Origin of the sequence: Limnobaculum eriocheiris, assembly GCF_021010575.1 — a bacterium.
GTDB classification, from domain to species: Bacteria; Pseudomonadota; Gammaproteobacteria; order Enterobacterales; family Enterobacteriaceae; genus Limnobaculum; species Limnobaculum eriocheiris.
In genome coordinates, this window is sequence record NZ_JAJNAG010000008.1 from 1 (window position 1) to 20324 (window position 20324).

Genomic DNA, 20324 nt, shown 5'->3' on the forward strand with positions numbered 1-20324 from the left:
CGAACCCATCTTAAACGGTTGACCCGCAAGACTATCTGCTTCTCAAAGTCAGAAGAAATGCACGATAAGATCATCGGATGGTATCTGACGATCAATCATTACCACTAAATCTGCGTCACGACCCCATCCCTCATTGTTGTCTTTGTCACACTTCAGCGGCCTTTACAGGCCGCTCTTTTATTGGCTTTTGCTGTATAAGAAGAAAAACACTTTATAAAAAGCCGTTATATATCTTCTTTTTTCAACACTATTATTCTGGTTCTGCCTCACCATAATTAATAGCAATACTTTAAATTACATCAAAGACAGTTCTAATAACCTATAAATATTTTTAAATAACTTTCTCTAAAGCAGTTACTGATAATTTATTAAATCATTATTTCCGACAACTAATAAAATACAAAAAATAAGGCAAGGAATATCCCTTATCCTATTAGCAAAAACAATAAATTTATCTTTCAAAGAACCGTTTAATAAATTACTAGTACTTCACCAGAAATAAATAATTGCCATATAAAAAAGATAAATAAATTAAAAATAAATCAGATATTATTAACAGCGTCCACAAACAATTTTTGCTGCATGACACAGCTTCAGGTGGCCACTACAGAAGGTACCACCGGCTTCAGCAACCGATGCAACTCCGAAAGACAGTAACAAAGCAAGCGATAACATTTTCATTTTGCTAACCATAATAAACTCCTTTTAATATATAATTCATATATCAGAGATATAATATAGAAACAACTTCCTCTTCTTATTAAAAGTCTCCCTAATACTCTACTCTTAAAACAAGAAATTGAGAATTGAATATAGTATTTCTGAACACGATTTTATTTACTTCTTTCCAGAAGAAAATAAGTTACTCCTGATAATATTACCATGTCAATACATAATAAAAACAAAACCACAATAACCCTGGTCTATTATTGTATTGTTATAAAAATTAATTATTTCTTTTAATATAAAACAAACGTCTTAATTACGATGGTAATCTTACTATAAGATAAATTGACTTTTGGCTATAGCTCGCTATGCAGACAGATTAAAACCAGAGTTAAATCGATTTTATTCCTGGTCATTATCCCCGGTAAACCACTGATGGATTGTTACAGCCTATTCCCGCTAAAAAATACCGGCATCAACTTATCGTCGTGACAAATTACCGTCAATTAACAGTTACCTTATTGGCCTCGTTGTAAGCCTGTTTAGCAGTTTAATAAACCGAATCATCTCCGATACACACAATCCTGATAAAACGCGCTGAGAAGCTTTATAGCGCGATAATTTCTACTTTGAAGGAGAGCAGGCACTCTGCTGTGAACGGGTTATACAGGTACATTGTGATTGGATTTAAGGCAAAACACCGCCAGAAACAGAGAAGCGCTAAATTGCAGGCATAAAAAAAGATACCTTTCGGTATCTGCAAACTTCAAAATGGTGCACCCGAGAGGATTCGAACCTCTGACCGCTCGGTTCGTAGCCGAGTACTCTATCCAGCTGAGCTACGGGTGCTCTTTGATTCCCTGAAACAGATATTACGATGGCATCTGTTTTTGATACGAATGCTGTTACTAAAACAACACTGTAAAATATGGTGCACCCGAGAGGATTCGAACCTCTGACCGCTCGGTTCGTAGCCGAGTACTCTATCCAGCTGAGCTACGGGTGCAGATTCTAACAATGTAGTAAGTAAATGGCGGTGAGGGAGGGATTCGAACCCTCGATGCAGCTTTTGACCGCATACTCCCTTAGCAGGGGAGCGCCTTCAGCCTCTCGGCCACCTCACCTTGTACTTACTATCTACAGGTTGCTAAACATTAAAAATGTTTATTAACACTGCGTGGCGCACATATTACTTTCCCGGACTTATAAGTCAAATACTTTTTCATTCATTAGGTTCGTTTGTGCACTAAGCAAACAACACGAACAATTTGCCAGCAAAAAATCGTACTTTTGTGGCAAAACCAGGGGATAAAAAACAGAATATAAAAAGAGGCAATAACCAAAAAATCAGAGGAATTTCGAAAAAATCAACGCGCCTTACTTTCGATTACCGCAAGTAAGGCGCGTTTATTGGTTAAAAAGTCGATTGTTGTGACTTTTCAGCCTGAATTCGCTGGTAGATCTCTTCACGGTGAACAGATACTTCTTTCGGTGCATTAACACCAATACGAACTTGATTACCTTTCACGCCCAAAACAGTAACAGTAACTTCGTCACCAATCATCAGCGTTTCACCAACTCTACGAGTTAGAATAAGCATTCTTTGCTCCTTGACAGATTAAACAGACCATTGCATCTCTTTGTGCATCCTGCCCATTATCCATGATATGCCCTAAGAACGTAAGCTATAAATCCGATAGATTAACTAGCATCACTGACTCATTCAGCCAATAATCAAGATAAGAACACGTATATGCCTAAGTTTAGCCAACTTTAGTAATTTTGTACTAATTTGTTTCAACTAAAAATATCAAACAACCCCGCAGGTTCCAATATGATAAAACAGAATAATCATACAAACCTGCGGGCCCTGTTTTATAGTTTAGCAGCAACCCAGTTTTCTACCGTTGCTAATGCAGCGGGTAACGCTGTCACATCGGTACCACCTGCCTGAGCCATATCAGGACGCCCACCGCCTTTACCACCCACTAACTGAGCGACAGGGCTAATCAGTTCACCGGCTTTTACCCGATCGACCAAATCTTTGGTTACACCAGCGATTAAGCTAACTTTGTCATCATGTACCGTTGCCAATACGATAATGCCGGAGCCTAGCTGATTTTTAATGTCATCAACCATGGTGCGCAACATTTTTGGTTCAACGTTTTGCAGGTTGCTAACCAGCAGCTTAACCCCTTTTACGTCTACCGCTTTGCTGACTAATGATGAACTTTCCTGAGCTGCCAGTTGATCTTTTAACTGTTGAAGCTCTTTCTCTACGCCTTTGGCATGTTCCAGCAGGCTCTTCACTTTTTCGATCAGACTGTTGCTGTCACCTTTTACCAACGATGCCACTTCGCTCAATACATCTGTTTGCTGATGCATAGAGACGATGGCATTCTCACCGGTAACCGCTTCAATACGACGCACACCGGCCGCAATACCGGATTCAGAAGTAATACGGAACAAACCAATATTACCGGTCGCTTCAGTATGAGTACCACCACATAATTCAGTGGAGAAGTCCCCCATAGAGAGTACGCGAACTTTATCATCGTACTTCTCGCCAAACAGCGCCATGGCCCCTTTGGCTCTGGCCGCTTCCAGATCCATAATATGGGTTTCTACCCGTAGATTGCGGCGAATTTGCTGATTGACTAAGTCTTCAACCGCGCGAACCTGTTCCGGCTTCATGGCTTCAGGATGAGAGAAGTCAAAACGCAGATAGTTATCATTAACCAGAGAACCTTTCTGCGCGACATGCTCACCTAAAATTTGGCGCAGAGCAGCATGCAGTAAGTGGGTTGCCGAGTGGTTAAGACGAATACGTCCACGACGCACAACATCCACCGCCGCATCAACGCTCTCCCCGACTTTCAGTTCACCCTGAGTCAAACGACCAACGTGACCAATTGCCTGACCATATTTTTGCGTATCCAGCACCTCAAAGGTGCTATGGGTGGATTTCAGCACGCCCCGATCGCCAACCTGTCCACCGGACTCACCGTAGAATGGCGTATTGTCCAATACCACGACGGCTTCCTGGCCGCTCTTAATCTCTTTAACTTCATTACCGGCAACAAACAGTGCGATAACTTTTGATGACTGTTCCAGACGCTCATAGCCGCTAAAGCATGTTTCACCGTCAACGCGAATTAATTTGCTGTAGTCAGCGCTAAAACCGCTGGATTCACGAGCGCGACGACGCTGCTCTTCCATCGCTTTTTCAAAACCGGCTTCATCGACTTTAATATTGCGTTCACGACAAACATCAGCCGTTAAGTCCAGCGGGAAACCAAAGGTATCGTACAGGCGGAATGCGGTCTCACCGGCCAGCGTATCCCCTGTCAGCTTACTCAACTCTTCATCCAGTAGCGTTAAGCCGCGTTCCAGAGTACGGGCAAACTGCTCTTCTTCGGTTTTCAGTATTTGTTCAACCACCGACTGCTGGCGGCGTAGCTCATCCGCAGCACTGCCCATCACACTAATTAATGGGGCAACTAACTTATAGAAGAACGTTTCCGTCGCGCCAAGCATATGCCCATGACGCACTGCACGGCGGATGATACGGCGTAATACGTAGCCGCGGCCTTCATTTGACGGCACTACACCATCAGAAATCAGGAAGGCGCAAGAACGAATATGATCGGCAATAACCCGTAAAGATTTACTGCTTAAATCGGTCGCTTTGGTGGCTTTAGCTGCCGCATCAATCAGGGTACGGAACAGGTCGATATCGTAGTTAGAGTTAACGTGCTGTAAAACCGCAGCAATACGCTCTAAGCCCATGCCGGTATCCACAGAAGGCTTCGGCAATGGCAGCATGGTTCCGTCGGTTTGACGGTTAAACTGCATAAATACGATATTCCAGATTTCAATATAGCGGTCGCCATCTTCTTCCGGCGAACCCGGAGGGCCGCCCCATATATGGTCACCGTGGTCAAAGAAGATCTCAGTACATGGACCACAAGGGCCGGTATCACCCATCTGCCAGAAGTTATCAGATGCATAAGCAGCACCTTTGTTATCGCCGATACGGATGATTCTTTCGCGGGGAATACCGATCTCTTTTTCCCAGATTTCGTAAGCTTCATCGTCCGTTGCGTACACGGTCACCCACAGCTTTTCTTTTGGCAGGTTAAACCATTGAGCGCCGGTGAGTAACTCCCAGGCAAAATTAATAGCATCGTGCTTAAAGTAATCACCAAAACTGAAGTTACCCAGCATTTCAAAGAAGGTATGGTGGCGGGCGGTATAACCTACGTTTTCTAAGTCATTATGTTTACCACCGGCGCGCACACAGCGCTGAGAAGTCGTTGCCCGAGTATAGGCACGCTTATCCAGCCCAAGAAATACATCTTTAAACTGGTTCATCCCTGCGTTGGTAAACAGGAGTGTTGGATCGTTATGCGGCACTAAAGAGCTGCTATCGACAACTTGGTGCCCTTTACTATTAAAGAAATCGAGAAACGCTTGACGGATCTCAGCGGTGCTCTTGGTCATATAATTTCCAATATCTGGCTAATAAAATGAAGGCGATACGTAAGTTAAGCACGAAAAATCAGAAGTAAGCGACTTATTTACGAATTAAAAGTAGCCATAAGATAAAATTTCTTTGATGGGAAGTAAATCCGCAGAAGATTTATTATTCAGAATCGCTGAAAACTGATTGAATTTCATCCTGAGCAAACCCACGACATGCAAGATAACGCTGCATTTTTGAGCGTTCTTTCCAGTCCGTCGGGATATTATCCCCAAAACGCTGCGTCGCGACTTTTTTAGCTTTTTCATACCAGTCAATCTCACAGGCTTGCATCGCCCGGGAAATATCGTCCCGATCGATGCCCTTCTGCTGCAATTCTGACCGAATACGCTGACGGCCATAACCTTTATGGCTGCGACCGATAATAAATTTACGGGAGTATTCCGCATCGTTAAGCCAATTGTACTGATGACAGTATTCAATTGCGCGATCGATGGATTCTTTGGAGATGGGTTCTTTTTCTGCGGTGCGGTCGAAAGGAGAATGCGCCGCAAGCTTACGGCGCATCTCTTGTTCACTATAATCACGCTGGGCTAATAAGCGCATTGCTCGTGGTAATAGTGATTTCATAACTAACCAACTCTACAACTTAAGCTTACGGCCGAAATTAAAACTCTTCGCCTTCCGGCAGCTCGGCATCATCTTCAATATCCGCACCGGCTGGCACAAATGGGTTAGCGGTCAGCAATAATTCACGCAGGCGTTTTTCCAGATCGTTAGAAATTGCCGGGTTTTCCTGCAGGAATTTCATTGAATTAGCTTTGCCCTGACCAATTTTGTCACCGTTATAGGCATACCATGCGCCAGATTTATCAACCAGCTTATGCTTAACACCCAGATCGATCAGCTCACTCTCTTTAGAAATACCGCTGCCGTACAGGATTTGGAAATCTGCCTGACGGAATGGTGCAGAGATCTTATTCTTCACCACTTTAACGCGCGTTTCGTTACCCACCACTTCTTCACCATCTTTAATTGCGCCTACGCGACGAATATCCAGACGAACAGAAGCATAGAATTTCAGTGCGTTACCACCAGTGGTGGTTTCAGGGTTACCAAACATCACGCCAATTTTCATACGGATCTGGTTGATGAAGATCACCAGACATTTAGCATTCTTAATATTACCGGTTAACTTACGCAGCGCCTGAGACATTAAACGTGCCTGCAAACCAACGTGAGAGTCACCCATTTCGCCTTCAATTTCAGCTTTTGGCGTTAACGCAGCAACGGAGTCAATAATGATAACGTCAACAGCACCGGAACGAACTAAAGCATCACAAATTTCCAGCGCCTGTTCACCCGTATCCGGCTGAGAGATCAGTAAGTCATCTACCTGCACACCCAGCTTGGCGGCATAAATTGGGTCCAGAGCATGTTCAGCATCGATAAAGGCGCAGGTTTTGCCTTCTCTTTGTGCCTGAGCAATAACGGACAGCGTCAGCGTGGTTTTACCGGAAGATTCTGGCCCAAAGATTTCAACCACGCGGCCCATTGGTAAACCACCAATACCCAGCGCAACATCCAGGCTCAGGGAGCCGGTGGAAACAGACTCAACATCAAGAGATTGAGTGTCACCCAAACGCATGATTGAACCCTTACCAAACTGCTTTTCAATCTGTCCTAATGCGGCGGCAAGCGCTCTTTGTTTGTTGTCATCCATTATGCGGCTCCGTGGTTATCAAATGTGGTCATAAAGTAATATGAGACTTTATCTCTAAAGCGATGAAATGATTATACTGTATAATCATACAGTATCAAGTCAGTTTTAAATAAATTTTTCCAGCACTACCCTCAGGGCATATTCTACCGCCTGTTGACGTACCTGATGGCGGTTGCCATTAAAGCGCCTTTTGCGGGCAATCACCAGCCCTTCACGATTCGCCCAGCCAAACCAAACGGTGCCAACCGGCTTTTCAGCACTACCGCCGTCCGGCCCGGCAATACCGCTCACCGAAATAGCGATATCCGCATCGGCAGCCTTTAGCGCGCCGGTTGCCATTTCTCTCACCGTTGGTTCACTAACGGCTCCCCATTGGGAAAGCGTTTGTTGGTTAACGCCCAGTAACTGCTGTTTAGCCAAATTACTGTAGGTGACAAAGCCGCGGTCAAAATAGGCTGAACTTCCCGCTATTTCGGTAAAATAAGCGGCAATCAAACCACCGGTGCAAGACTCAGCGCAAGTGATCCACTGGCTTTTAGCAGCAAGACGTTGGCCAATCTGCTGACTCAACTCGCATATTCTGGTATTCAATATAGAGACTCCCCTGCGGTTATTCTCCTGAACAGGCTACTCGCAACAAAGCCTGAGAGCATAAGTCTCAGGCTTTGTTTACCCTACAGAAGATTACCATATATGAAACACAGACAGGGAATCAAACCTGCCTGTATCAATATGCAAAAGGCCTTTCAGTTTTTAATCTATTGAAACGCTAATTTGTTGGTTGTAGGGGAGCAAAAATACGCTCCGCTACAACCAACAAAAACACTTATCTGGCGCGTTTAACCGCTTCACCTAACTGCCATACTGCCATGGCGTAGTGCGTGCTGTGATTGTAACGGGTGATGGCGTAGAAGTTGGGTAAACCATACCAGTATTCATAGTTGGTACCCATGTCAAAACGCAACAGACTGGCTTCCTGATAGCCTCCAAGGGAGCTTTGTGGTCTTAGCCCGGCGGAGGCTAACGTAGAAAGTGGATAAACGGTGTTAAATCCATGCTTCAATCCAGGTGCTTCGCCAACGCCAGGTACGGCAATCGGTGCATTTTTCTTCCAGCCATGTGCCTGGAAGTAATGGGCTACGCTACCAATAGCATCTTCCGGATCCCACAGGTTAACATGGCCGTTACCATTAAAATCTACCGCATAGTCTTTAAATGAGGATGGCATAAATTGACCATACCCCATGGCTCCGGCATAAGAGCCGCGTAAAGAGAGCGGGTCGTTGCCTTCTTTACGCGCCATCAGCAGGAAGGTTTCCAGCTCACCGGTAAAATACTCTGAGCGACGTGGGTAGTCGAAAGAGAGCGTTGCTAATGCATCAATGATGCGAGTTTTACCCATGACGCGGCCCCAACGGGTCTCTACTCCAATGATGCCAACAATGATTTCTGGTGGTACGCCATATCGTTGCCAGGCGCGTTGTAAAGCACCTTCATACTGATTCCAGAATACAACGCCATTTTGTACATTGTCCGGCGTGATGAACTTATTACGATAGCGAATCCATGAACCGTTTGGCCCGGATGGTTGACCGGTGCTCACCGTAGTAGACGGTGCTTGTTTATCCATCAATTTAATGACGTAATCCAGCCGTTTAGTCTGACCTAATACGCTTTGTAACTGTTGACGATCAAAACCATGCACCCGAACCATCTTATCAATAAAGCGAGATGTCGCCGGATTATAGGCAAAATCACCGTCGGCTAAATGGTTAGCATGTTCAGCTTCAAGCTGAAAACCCCCTCTTACGGTGTATACATCCGGTAGCGGTGCAGTTCCTGACATTGGTGCAAAAACGGGGGAGGTAGACTGGGGCTTACTGCTACTACAGGCAGAAAGCAACAGAACTAAAGGTAATAAAGCAGCCAAATAACGCATCAAATATCCATATGAACAAACAGAAAAGAATGGCGACTATGGTAAGGCATTATCTACTATGAACAAACAGGAATATGCCTGAGTTACCGCACAACCTTGAATCCACTGGCGATAAAATAGTCATGAATCGCTGGGTTTATTGGTGCTTACGGATATAATCGCAAAAGAGTTTCAATTTTTACGGAGCACAATATGAGATTACAGGGAATGTTGGGCTGCTGCCTGCTTGCCAGTTCGTTATTGCTAACCGGCTGCCATAGCCTGCTTAATCTCTATTATTCCGATACCCTCCCCCCTGAAGAGGGACAGATCACTCTGGCGGGACTAAGTGAACCAGTCAGCGTTCGTTATAACAAAATGGGCGTTCCGCTGATTAAGGGCCAGAATCTGGATGATGTCTATCTGGTTTGGGGCTATATCCATGCATCCGAACGTATTAACCATATGGTGTTAATGCGCCTGACGGCTGAAGGACGACTATCCGAATATCTGGGGGAAAGCGCCCTCAGTATTGATAGCTTTATGCGTAAGATGCGTTTTCGTCAGGCCGCCGATAAGCTTTATCAGCAAACTAATGCCCAAAATCGCCGTTATCTGCAAGCCTATGCTCAGGGGGTAAACCTGTGGCTGAATACCCATCAGGATAGTTTACCGATGGATTTAGCCGCCGCTGATTACCCGGTTCCTGCCTGGCAGGCTACCGATGCTATCTTAATTTTATCACTGGCCAACTTTGGTCTGGCTGGCAACCTGCACGAAGAGATTGATAGCCTGATTATTGCCCAACAGTTGGGTACCGAGCGACTACCCTGGCTGTTTCCCGTTTATCCCGATGAGCCCATCCCTCACGGCGAAGCAAAAAAGCTACAGGGGCTTAATCTGCAACCGTTACAGCAGGAAGCCGATCGGTTAAAGCTGGTTAGCCAATCGCTGGAAAGCATTCATCTGCACGATATTATGGCCTCTAATAATTGGGCGCTCACATCCGATCTGACACAAAACGGCGGCACTCTGTTGGCAAATGATACCCATCTGCCCATCGGTTTACCTTCGCTGTGGAGTATGATTCAAATCGAAACTCCCGAGTGGCAAATGGCGGGAGCCGCTATTCCGGGTATTCCGGCAATTGTACTGGGAGCCACACCACATCTGGCCTGGGGCTACACCATGGTGATGGCGGATAATCAGGATCTGTTTCTGGAACAAATGCGCCCTGCCGGTAAAGGGTTTGAGTATCTGTATAAAGGAAAATGGTTGCCGGTGAAGCAAACGCAGGAGGTCTTTCATGTTAAAGGGCAGCCTGACGTTACCGAAAATATGTATGAAACTCAGCACGGCATTTTGCTCAATGAATCGCTGAAAAGCCGTAGCTATCTGCTACAGCCGCTGGAAGTAGAGTCCCGTTATGGTATTGCCTTGAGCACCCTCTCTCCAACAAATGACGATAACAGTATTAACGCCCTGATGGCGATTCCCTACCAGCAGCACGTGCCTCAGGCAATAGCGCTGGCTAACCAGATTAAAGTGATCTCGGTAAATATGCTGCTGGCGGATAAGCAACAAATTGGCTGGCAGTTAACCGGTAGCTACCCATTGCGCAAAAATGGTCTGGGGCAGTTTCCTTCTCCGGGTTGGGACGGTATATATGACTGGCGGGGAAGCGTATCGACTAAATACTATCCATCAGCGCTGAAGAAGAGACAAGGCTGGTTAGCCAGCGCCAATAACCGTATTGTAGAAAAGGGTTATCCGGTCAACTTTTCACAAACCTGGGCCCATCCGGAACGCTTTGAGCGCATATCAGCCATGCTGAATGCTACCAATCGCCATAGCCTCAACGCCATGAAGCAGATGCAGTATGACCAATTGGACCCGATGGTCGCCAAACTTCAGACCTACCTGAGCGACCCGGCCCTCAGCATCGCGATTGCCCGTCTGCCTGAGCCTGAACAGCAACAGGCTCGGTTAGCCCAATCCCGGCTGATGGATTTCGACGGTCAGCTACATGCAGATAGCCCGGCGGCGGCACTGTATAATCTGTTTTTATCGGCGTTTAGCCACCAGCTGTTTGCCGACGCGTTTACTGACCACCCGCAGGCCTGGCATGCCTTTGTTGAAAGTTCAAAATCCTATTCCGCTCAGGCGGACCATCTGCTGTGGCAGGATGACAGTAAACCAGACTCCAGCCCGTTCTGGCAAAAAGCCGATCCGAGCCGCAGCGGTAAAGCGGCAATAGTAGCCCATGCGCTGGCTGCCGCCGTGCAACATGGGGAACAGCAGCTTGGCAGCGACTATTCCCGCTGGCAATGGGGGCAACTGCATCGCTATAAGTGGAACAGTCTGTCATCCCAAATAGCGCCCTATTTACCGGAAGAACAACAAAAAATGATTGGTCGCCTCGACGGTTATCTGAACCGGGGCCCTTACCCTGCCGGAGGCAATATCAACACGATTAATATTGCCAGCTACACTATGGGACAAGACTTTAATACCCTGTTGATCCCCGCCATGCGCTTGATTGTCGATTTCAGTCAACCCGATCCGGTTTGGGTCATGAACAATGCCGGTCAGTCGGCTAATCCAGCCAGCCCACACTATGCGGATAATATTGATGACTGGTTAAAGGGGGAATACCAAAACCTGCCTTTCAGTCAGGAGGGGCAGCAGCGTCTGTATAGTGCCAAAGCGCTCAATTTTGTGCCGGGGCAAACCTCATTACCGGTATCTGAGGTCCCATGACATTAACAACGCTGTTTCAGCGATTTACCCCTATTGAGCAAGATGTATCTCATCAGCTTGATATGCTGCGCGGCTTTAGTACCGCCATGGTGCTGTTCTGTCATGCCTATTTACTGTTTCTCTATCCGGTCTGGCCTGCCATTATGCTGCCAGTTTATCTGTTTGCTCATGCCTGGGTGATGTCGCTGTTTGCCCTGAGCGGTTTTCTGATATGTAAATCTGCCTGCTATAACATTCAGCAAAACCATCAGTTCAATATCAAACGTTATGCCTTTTCCCGTTTAAACCGTATTGTTCCCCCTTTCTATTTTGGTTGTGGGGCGTTGTTATTGATCTATCTGGTTTCACCCTGGTTTTTTGCCTCCAGTAGCCGTGAACTGGCGGTTATCAGCGATACCATGAGTCAGGCTAAAATGGTGTTAGATGCCAAAAGTTTTACCGGCGTTTTACTATTTGTGAACGGCTTTTTAACAGTGACTCCGGCCAGTAACTTCTCTTTCTGGTCGCTACCTTTCGAGGTTTGGTTTTATGTTCTATTTGGCCTGATGCTGTGGCCTCAAAATAAAATAGCCATCTTCACTGCCGTTCTGTTATTACTGACATTAAGCCTGCTGAATTATGCTTTTCTGCTGTATATTGCCGGGTTTATGGTGGTATGGTGTTTAGCTAAACTACTAAACCGTATTCAGGAGCGTGAAAAGATGGTCGCCGTGAATACCGAAAATAACTGACTCTCAGATTAACCGTGAAGCACGGTATTAGCGCCGCCGTTTCACAAACTCATCAAAAGTGTGCAGCGCACCACAAAAGTTCACAAAGCAAACCAATGGATCGAAAAATCACTTTACAAGGCGTGATATCGAAGTCTATTTTATAAAAAAACACATTAAAGCCTATTTTTTTACTTAATTAGTTTAGATTCAAAACTAATTGGAGATAAACATGAGTCCTAACGTACCGAATACCCTGAGACTGATGAATAAGTCTTTAGTCCTCAATGTGATTCGCGAACATACGCCCCTTTCCCGGGCGCAAATCGCGAAAATTGCCGGTATTACAAAAGCCACTATTTCTGAGATTGTTACAGAACTGCTGGATGAAAAAATCATCTATGAAAGCGGTATGACCGAAGGCGGCCTGGGGCGTAAAGGGGTAATGGTTAATTTTGATGCCAATCACGGTGTAGGTGTGGGTATTGATTTGGGTGGCACCAAAATATCCTTCTCTTTGTTTAATCTGAATGCTGAATTGCTGGCGACCGTACAAACAGAAACCTACAAAGTTGCCACCCGCGCTGAGTTTTTACAGCATTTTAATCATGCCATTCGCCAATTTCTCAATAAACATGCCGTTAGCGCCGATAAACTAAAAGTGATTGGTATTGCTACTCCGGGCATCGTTGATTACCACCATGGTATTGTGCTGGAAGGTTCACCCAATTTGCCGGAATGGGAAAACATTCCTCTGGCCGATGAAGTTTCCGCTGTGTTTAACGTACCGGTAGTGCTGGAAAACGACATTCGTTCAGCCCTGATCGGTGAAATGTGGCGGGGTAAATGCCAGAGAGTTCATAGCGCCGCACTCATTGGTGTTGGTACCGGGTTAGGCGCTGCATTATTAATGGATGGAAAAATCATTCGCGGCGCTAACAATGCTGCCGGTGAGATCGGCTATATGATGTTTAGTCGTGAACACCTTTCCCATAACTGGCGCAATAAAGGCTGTTTTGAGGTTCACGCCTCCGGTTCCGGCATTAGTCAACGCTATCATGAACTCAGCGGCAAAACGTTAGACGCGGCAGCCATTGCTAAACTAGCCCAACAGAGCGAGCCTCTGGCTGAATCCCTGTTCAGGGAGCTGGCTGACTACTTAGCTATTGGTATTCTGAATATTGTTGCTATTGCCAATCCGGAAAAAATCATACTTACCGGCGGTGTAACCCAATCAGCGCCACAGTTTTTGCCTTATATCCAGGCCCATATTAACCAGCATACGTTTTCACAAACCTTAATTCAGATAGAACAATCCGAGCTGGGCACTCAGGCACCACTCTACGGTATTGCCGTACTGGCGTTGAATCAGGTTTATCCTTCGATTCAATTTATGTCAGATGCTCAACTCAGTTAGCGCCAACTAAAAAACGATTATCAAGCGAGGAATTCACCATGTCAGGTATTCATCTCCACCCTCACGATATTCTTGATGAAGGCGTGGATAACATTGTTAGCCGCTTGGCACAAATGGGTGATGTCGACCATCTGTTTGTCGAAGTTAATACCATATTTGAACGTAACCCCTATCCGGTTGGTCATCTTCCTCATAATCCGGTTCATCAGGTCGTAATGGGTACCGGAACCCTGCACGCCAGACTGAACGATTATCAACAGGGTGCGCTGTATCAGCGCGTTGATCCTACGATCCTGGCAGGTCAGGACCCATTAGCCATCATTAAGCAACAAACTGATGGTAGCAGTATGAAGGTGATCCCCTGGGTCAATATTCTTAACGGCGATTTTGCCGGCGATCTGGCGAATAATCAGGTCGTAGATTTTCAGGGCAATACCATTGAACACTGGTTATGCCCTAATGCGCCGGACGTCATTGAACTGTGGAAAAAAACTTTCCACAGCCTGCAAAAAACATACGGTTATGATACCTACCTGATAGATCGTATTCGTTTCCCTGACTGGGCAGGCAAAACCGTTAACCCACGCGGTCTGTTAACCTGCTTCTGCCCCCACTGTCAGAAAAAAATGCAACAGCAGAATATTGATATCAGTCATCTGAGATTCACGATTAATCAGTTAGTCATTTTGCTCAAACAGCATGAATATGATGTGATTGCCGATTACCTGCTCAATGACACGCGGCTAAAACAGTGGCAACAGTTCCGCCAGCAAAGCATTAGCGATTTTGTCAAAAATCTGTTGCATGACGTCAATCAACATAATGGTTCGCTGAAGCTCTGGCTCGATCTGTGGCCACCGGCTTATTCATGGATCCTTGGTCAGGACTATACCCAGCTCACTAAACTCTCACCGGCATTAAAACATTTCCCTTATCACAAACTGGGCGGTGGCGCTGATGTGCAGGGACTGATTAATTTTCTGGCGAATACGTCAGAGCAACAGGAAGCGGCTTTTTCTGCCTTTCTGCGGTTATTCAATTTGCCTTACGATCTGAGTTACCAGCAGTTTAAACAGCATGGATTTCCTATCGCTTTCGTTAAGCAGCAAAACGATATTGTTCGTGAGCGTTCACAGCCCGGCACCTGGATTTTTAGTGGCATTCAAATGTGGAATATCGATGCCGATGGCCTGTTGGAAGCGGTGAAAGCGGCTAAAAACAGCGCCTGCGATGATCTGCTGTATTACTGCTATGGATGGGCAACCGACGATCTGTTTACCGCTATCGGTCAACAGTCAGCTAAACGTTAACACTTTCATCCTGACATCAGGGAGAACAAACATGACTAATGCACAAAAATGGAAAGTGTTCTTTTTGTTGTTTACCACCATGTTTCTACTGGGTGGTATCCAAAACACCAAGGGCATCATTCTGGAACAGGTCCATCATGATATTGGTTTAACCATGTCACAGATAGGCACCTTAATTTCTACTTTTCAGTACGGTTTTCTTATCGCCAGCCTGTTAACCGGTTACTTTACCGATAAGAAAGGCTTACGCTTTATGATGTTTATTGGTGCCAGCTGTATGGCAATTGGCCTGGTGGGCACCAGTATGGCATTTACCGTGATGCTGTTTCTTGGCTTCTATCTGGTTATCGGACTGGGTATTGGCTCAATGCTGGTGTCTATCGTTACCGTTATTCCGACCTTCTATAAAGAGCGTGCTGGTATGATGTTTAACGTGGCGAATGCCATGTTTGGTGTCGGTATGATTGTTACTCCGCTGGTGTTGAATATGATGTTCAGCCATAACATTTCATGGCGAATCTTCTATATTGCCGTGGCGGTGATTGTGGCGCTGATATTGCTGGTTCTGACGACGCTTCGGTTAGAGAAGTCCGGCGGCATGGATATGAACGTTAAAGACTTCATGCAGCTTTTAACTAACCCCCGCCTGATGTTAGTCATTGCCTACTTACTGTTTTACGTGGCGGCGGAAGTGGCTTTCCTTAACTTCTTCCCTATTTTTTACAGTTCGCTGGATATCGCTAATGCAACCGTCGCCGAAAAAACGGCTACCGGTGCCTATGTAATAGCCAGCTTTGCCGTACTGTTTACCATCGGACGCTTTATCGGTGGCTTTATCAATATGCGTTTGGGGGAGCGTAACACGCTGATCCTGTTCTCTGCCCTGTCTCTGGTTACATTGATTATCAGCCGGATGATGGTATATGAGTGGATTTATGCCTTTATGGCCTTCGGTTTTGCCATGTCGGTGCTGTTCCCTACCGCTTCCGCCATCGGTACCCGCATGACCGATAAAAGCGGCAGCATGCTGGGGCTAATTTATGTGGCATCCGGTTTAGGCGGTGCATTTGCCGGTTGGCTGGTAGGTATGTTGTCAGATACTTACGGTATTGCCTTTGGTTTTAATACGCTGATTGGCTTCGTCTGCGTATTCCTGGTGCTCTCCTGGTTTGTTAGAGAACCACCCAATGCAGTAAAATAATCAGATACCATATATAGCTAAACGCTAAAAATATCAGGGACGGGGAATCACTCGTCCCTGTTTCATACCAAAACCCTTCCCGTTCTGCGTCATCAAAATGACGAATCCTCCCTTTATTGGTAAACTTAGACATGACTTACTAAAGGTAAATGCTTCTCCCGTTAAGCAGCCAATTTCAACACCGCTTCAAGTATGACGCGTAGGTTATGAAACAGATTCGATTCTGTTGTTCATATCGATAGCTCCAGGAGGGGCAATGAAGAGTAATCCACAAATTTTAAATCAAAAATATCAGGAAGCCCTTGCTCTGTATAATAAGAGTGAATACCTAAAAGCCGAGGGCGTTCTGCGTCAACTGGTACAACGGGCACCAAGATTTTCCGATGCCATACATTTACTGGGTGTTGTCTGCTATCTGCTTAATCGCCATACCGAGGCAGAAACCTTTATTCGCAAAGCTATCCTTATCAAACCAACGTCTGAATGTTATTTCAATCTTGGTTTGGTTTATCGGGAATTAAATAAAGACGCAGAAGCCGAAGCAGCCTTTATTAAAACAATAAAGCTGGACCCACAGCATGCCAAAGCAGCCAACAATCTTGGCAATATCGAACTTAGCGGAAAGAATTACGCTAAAGCAGAACAGTATTACAATATGGCTATCGCCAGTGCCCCAAAATATGCCCTGGCTTATAAAAATTTGGGCCTGATTCTCAGAGATACCAATCAGGAAGAAAAAGCCAAAGAGGTATTACTGAAGGCAATTCAATTTGATCCTAATCTTATTGAGTCCTACTCTATTTTAGCGGGTATGTATGAGAAAGATGGCGAATTTCAATCAGCCATTGATATGTTCAAAAAAATTGGTAATTACTGTTCTGCACAGCGCGCTGCCCGCCGCGGTGCGTTCTGGAACGGACTGGATGAGTTGGATAAAACCGCCTTACAAAGTTTAACCACCAGTGATGAATTCAATTTTTTTGAGCCCTGGTCGCTATTAAACGTTTCAGGATTAACGCCAATTCAACACAGAGACATTGGTAAAAAGTTTGCTCAGTTTAAGTTAAAGAGCGTCTTACAGCGCCCGCCTGTGCCGCTGGCACCTTCATTGCCTGCCGATAGCGTGTTAAGAGTCGGATATCTCTCATCTGATTTCTATAATCACGCCACTATGCATCTGATGTCCGGCATTCTGGAAAAGCACAATACCAATAACTTCTTTATTCGGCTTTACTCCTATTCTCCCCAAACGAGAGACTCTTATACCGAACGACTAAGCGCATTGAACATTGAGATTATCGATCTCAGTAATATGTCGGACAGCGCAGCCGCTAAAACCATTGCTCAGGATAATTTACATATTCTGGTTGATTTAAAAGGTTTTACGCAAAATACCCGGTTGGAAATTACCGCATTACGCCCGGCACCGGTGATTGTGAGTTGGTTAGGATATCCGGGGTCCTTAGGTGAACCTCGGCTGGCAGACTACATCATTGGCGACCCGGTAGTGACCCCTGTCGAACATGCTGAACACTTTAGTGAAACTCTGGCATTAATGCCCCACTGTTATCAGCCCAATGATGACAAAAAGAAAATTGGCCTTCGCCCAACCCGTGCGGAGCAAAATTTACCGGAAGACGCTTTCGTTTTCTGTAGCTTTAACCAAATAATGAAATATACCCCGGAGACGTTCGCCCTTTGGTGCAAACTGCTACATAACGTGCCAAACAGCGTATTGTGGTTGCTTTCCAGCACCTCCGTACCCGTGGATAACTTGCGTGCTGAAGCGGTAAAAAACGGTATTGACCCACAACGTCTGATTTTTGCCAATGGCCTACCCGTAGAGCAGCATCTTGGTCGTTTACAACTGGCGGATTTAGCACTGGATACCTACCCGGTTGGTTCACACACCACTGCCAGTGACACCTTGTGGGCAGGAGTCCCCTTGGTTACTCGCCTTGGGCCACTATTTGCCAGCCGCGTTGCCGCAAGTTTGCTTACCGCAGTAGGGTTACCTGAGTTGGTTACTGAAACCGATGAAGATTACTACCAGCTAGCACTTTCATTAGCTAATGATCCGGTACGCATTCAGCAACTAAAAGAGCAACTGGCGGCAAATCGCACCACTTCGCCGCTGTTTAATACTGAACGTTTTACCCGAGATTTAGAGCGGTTGTATCAGGCTATATGGCAGCAACACAGTGAAGGAAATGCCAAACGGGATCCCATCGTTTTGCAAAGTGAATAGTGACTCTTTTCACCTGAAAAGCGCTCTTCTCCGTGAAGGGCGCAAATTATCTGATTTATATCACCACTACCACAAGGCGTCAGAGCCAGACTCACTACTTGATGATGTACCCTCAAAGCCATGGGACAAGGCTGGATAGCAGGTATACTATTAGTGAGTTACATCGGTACAAGGAGCAGCTAATAAGTTGTTACAACAGTATAAAGGGGAATATCATCATCAGTTCCTTCTTGATCTATAAACGACATGTATTCCTCAATGCCATCATATTTATATATATCTATATAGGCTTTTTGCTTAGATGCTACCGAGTCCCAAACGGCAACATCAAACCATTTGGCACCATTTCTGATTAACGAGTGGGAAACATAACCTTTTTGTTTAGACATAAATTCGCGGTTAAATTTTTCATGGGCACGCAAGAAATCTGCCTCTGATACTCCGTCTTTAATTTTGAAACATGGCATTTCCAATATATGTGGCACAGCATACTTCTCCTTTTTAAAAGATGAGCACTACCATTTTATTAATATTTAACTACACCATATATAATTATCGAAGACTAACACAACTAAATCACCCTCCAATACCCAGCCTTTGTTGAACCAATTCTTTCTAACAACTTCAACTGCTGCAAAGTATTAAGATGGCGTTCAACGGTTCGGGTGCTGACTTGCAGCTTTTCTGCGACCATAGGGATCGTCATCGTTGGGTTTTGTTTCAATGCGTTAAAGATCTGGCGAGCGACTTTGTGTAGAGCAATCGGACTATTTTCCCCCGACATTTCTACCGTCATTTCTCCCGACATTTTGTCGCTGTTGCTATCAATTCCCTCTTTCAACACCCCAGTCATCACCTTTAGCATGAAATCAATAAAGCAGGTACAATCACTCGCCTTATCAGCCTCACCCAATACACGATAGTAATCGTTTTGTTGTTTTTGAATCAGCGTCTCAACAGGCAACCATGCCAACTCCGATCGCCATTCACTCAGTATTACCGTTTGCCATAGCCTACCCATTCGCCCATTGCCATCCGGAAAAGGATGAATAAACTCAAGTTCATAGTGAAAAATACAACTCTTAATCAGCGGATGAATATCAACACTTGTTACCCAGTCAAAAAGAGAAAACATTAATCTGGAAATTTGACTTGCCGGTGGAGCCATATGAATTAATTGCTTGTCACGATAAATACCTACGTCGCCATTTCTCCAATGTCCCGAGTCATCAACTAACCCTCGCATAAGCAATCTATGCGCTTCAAGAAAGTGCTCAATCTGACCACTATTCCAATAAGGTAATTGTTCATAGGTTAAAATAGCATTTCGTACTTCCTGAATATCTTTTGCAGGCCCAATCACCTGTTTTCCATCCATAATCGCCGTTACCTGCTCAGTAGACAGGCTATTGTGTTCAATAGCTAAAGATGCCTGAATGGTACGAATACGATTTTCTCTACGCAGCTGTGGGGAGATAAGTTTGTCTTTGGCCGACCAATAACCTAATAACTCACTAATTTCCGCTACCGAGTTAAGTACTGAAGATGTAATAGTATAAAGGGTAGAGTACTTATGACTCATTATGCCGTGCCTTCATTGCTTATTTTAGTAAGGTTACAATGCATCTATATCTTCTCCCATTTTTGCAATAACTATTAAGTACTCCTACATAAATCTTCTCAATTTCCGTTGAGATGCCCGGAATTACTTCTGACCCCATTTGGGAACTACCCTATACGAATAGTACGGGGCAAATCATAAAGCGTCCAGTTGGGTATTTCAGACACTTATCTTGTTTTACATGATTTCAGCTTTATATTCTTATTTCTTCAAAAACTTGGGCCTTAGTCATTGCTATTACAAGTGAATTTTGCGAGAACCTTCCAA

16 protein-coding genes and 3 tRNA genes are annotated in these 20324 nt (G+C 45.2%); 7 read left to right on the forward strand and 12 right to left on the reverse strand.

All coding sequences use genetic code 11. From position 1 onward, the window contains the following. The coding region (locus LPW36_RS05600) for an IS1 family transposase (RefSeq protein ID WP_230608631.1) at positions 1-108 on the forward strand (108 nt) is incomplete at its 5' end. A gap of 444 nt (positions 109-552) precedes the next feature. Here LPW36_RS05600 and LPW36_RS05605 read toward each other — a convergent pair. From LPW36_RS05605 to mltB, 10 genes are all read right to left on the reverse strand, one after another. Next, entirely contained in the window at positions 553-693 is a 141-nt protein-coding gene (locus tag LPW36_RS05605; protein WP_230608480.1) for a hypothetical protein, read from the reverse strand. Positions 694-1438: 745 nt separating this feature from the next. Then, positions 1439-1515, reverse strand: a tRNA-Arg gene (locus tag LPW36_RS05610). 80 nt (positions 1516-1595) lie between these two features. Next, a tRNA-Arg gene (locus LPW36_RS05615) sits at positions 1596-1672 on the reverse strand. Between the two features lie 25 nt (positions 1673-1697). After that, a tRNA-Ser gene (locus LPW36_RS05620) sits at positions 1698-1790 on the reverse strand. 290 nt (positions 1791-2080) lie between these two features. Next, positions 2081-2266, reverse strand: a complete 186-nt coding sequence (gene csrA / locus LPW36_RS05625; protein WP_027275176.1) for a carbon storage regulator CsrA — start codon at positions 2264-2266, stop codon at positions 2081-2083. A gap of 275 nt (positions 2267-2541) precedes the next feature. After that, positions 2542-5169, reverse strand: a complete 2628-nt coding sequence (alaS, locus tag LPW36_RS05630) for an alanine--tRNA ligase (protein WP_230608482.1) — start codon at positions 5167-5169, stop codon at positions 2542-2544. A 142-nt stretch (positions 5170-5311) separates the two neighbouring features. Beyond that, on the reverse strand, positions 5312-5779 hold the full coding sequence (locus tag LPW36_RS05635) for a regulatory protein RecX (RefSeq protein ID WP_230608484.1): 468 nt from the start codon (positions 5777-5779) through the stop codon (positions 5312-5314). Between the two features lie 37 nt (positions 5780-5816). Further along, on the reverse strand, positions 5817-6872 hold the full coding sequence (gene recA / locus LPW36_RS05640) for a recombinase RecA (RefSeq protein WP_230608486.1): 1056 nt from the start codon (positions 6870-6872) through the stop codon (positions 5817-5819). A gap of 105 nt (positions 6873-6977) precedes the next feature. Beyond that, the gene (gene pncC / locus LPW36_RS05645) at positions 6978-7466 is read right to left on the reverse strand and encodes a nicotinamide-nucleotide amidase (RefSeq protein WP_230608632.1); all 489 of its coding nucleotides are present in this window, start codon (positions 7464-7466) and stop codon (positions 6978-6980) included. A gap of 232 nt (positions 7467-7698) precedes the next feature. After that, the gene (gene mltB, locus LPW36_RS05650) at positions 7699-8811 is read right to left on the reverse strand and encodes a lytic murein transglycosylase B (RefSeq protein ID WP_230608488.1); all 1113 of its coding nucleotides are present in this window, start codon (positions 8809-8811) and stop codon (positions 7699-7701) included. Positions 8812-9003: 192 nt separating this feature from the next. Between mltB and LPW36_RS05655 the strand changes: the two genes are divergently transcribed. The 6 genes from LPW36_RS05655 (at position 9004) to LPW36_RS05680 (ending at position 18436) form a co-directional block, all read left to right on the forward strand. Further along, positions 9004-11550 (forward strand): penicillin acylase family protein, encoded by a 2547-nt coding sequence (locus tag LPW36_RS05655; protein WP_230608490.1) that lies wholly within the window; start codon positions 9004-9006, stop codon positions 11548-11550. Continuing rightward, positions 11547-12281 carry an acyltransferase family protein gene (locus tag LPW36_RS05660; protein ID WP_230608492.1) on the forward strand — a complete coding sequence of 245 codons (735 nt, stop codon included), beginning with the start codon at positions 11547-11549 and terminating at the stop codon, positions 12279-12281. The genes LPW36_RS05655 and LPW36_RS05660 overlap by 4 nt, the downstream gene beginning before the upstream one ends. A gap of 211 nt (positions 12282-12492) precedes the next feature. Next, positions 12493-13677, forward strand: a complete 1185-nt coding sequence (locus LPW36_RS05665) for an ROK family transcriptional regulator (RefSeq protein ID WP_230608494.1) — start codon at positions 12493-12495, stop codon at positions 13675-13677. A gap of 38 nt (positions 13678-13715) precedes the next feature. Further along, a complete protein-coding gene (locus LPW36_RS05670) occupies positions 13716-14987 on the forward strand; it encodes a hypothetical protein (RefSeq protein WP_230608495.1) in 1272 nt (423 codons plus the stop codon). A gap of 31 nt (positions 14988-15018) precedes the next feature. Beyond that, positions 15019-16188 carry an MFS transporter gene (locus tag LPW36_RS05675; RefSeq protein ID WP_230608497.1) on the forward strand — a complete coding sequence of 390 codons (1170 nt, stop codon included), beginning with the start codon at positions 15019-15021 and terminating at the stop codon, positions 16186-16188. A gap of 256 nt (positions 16189-16444) precedes the next feature. Further along, positions 16445-18436: an O-linked N-acetylglucosamine transferase, SPINDLY family protein gene (locus tag LPW36_RS05680; protein WP_230608499.1), complete on the forward strand. Its 1992-nt coding sequence runs from the start codon at positions 16445-16447 to the stop codon at positions 18434-18436. A 179-nt stretch (positions 18437-18615) separates the two neighbouring features. Here LPW36_RS05680 and LPW36_RS05685 read toward each other — a convergent pair whose 3' ends face one another. Next, positions 18616-18921 (reverse strand): hypothetical protein, encoded by a 306-nt coding sequence (locus LPW36_RS05685; protein ID WP_230608501.1) that lies wholly within the window; start codon positions 18919-18921, stop codon positions 18616-18618. Between the two features lie 86 nt (positions 18922-19007). Beyond that, positions 19008-20018 (reverse strand): Fic family protein, encoded by a 1011-nt coding sequence (locus tag LPW36_RS05690; RefSeq protein WP_230608503.1) that lies wholly within the window; start codon positions 20016-20018, stop codon positions 19008-19010. Between the last annotated feature and the right edge of the window lie 306 nt (positions 20019-20324).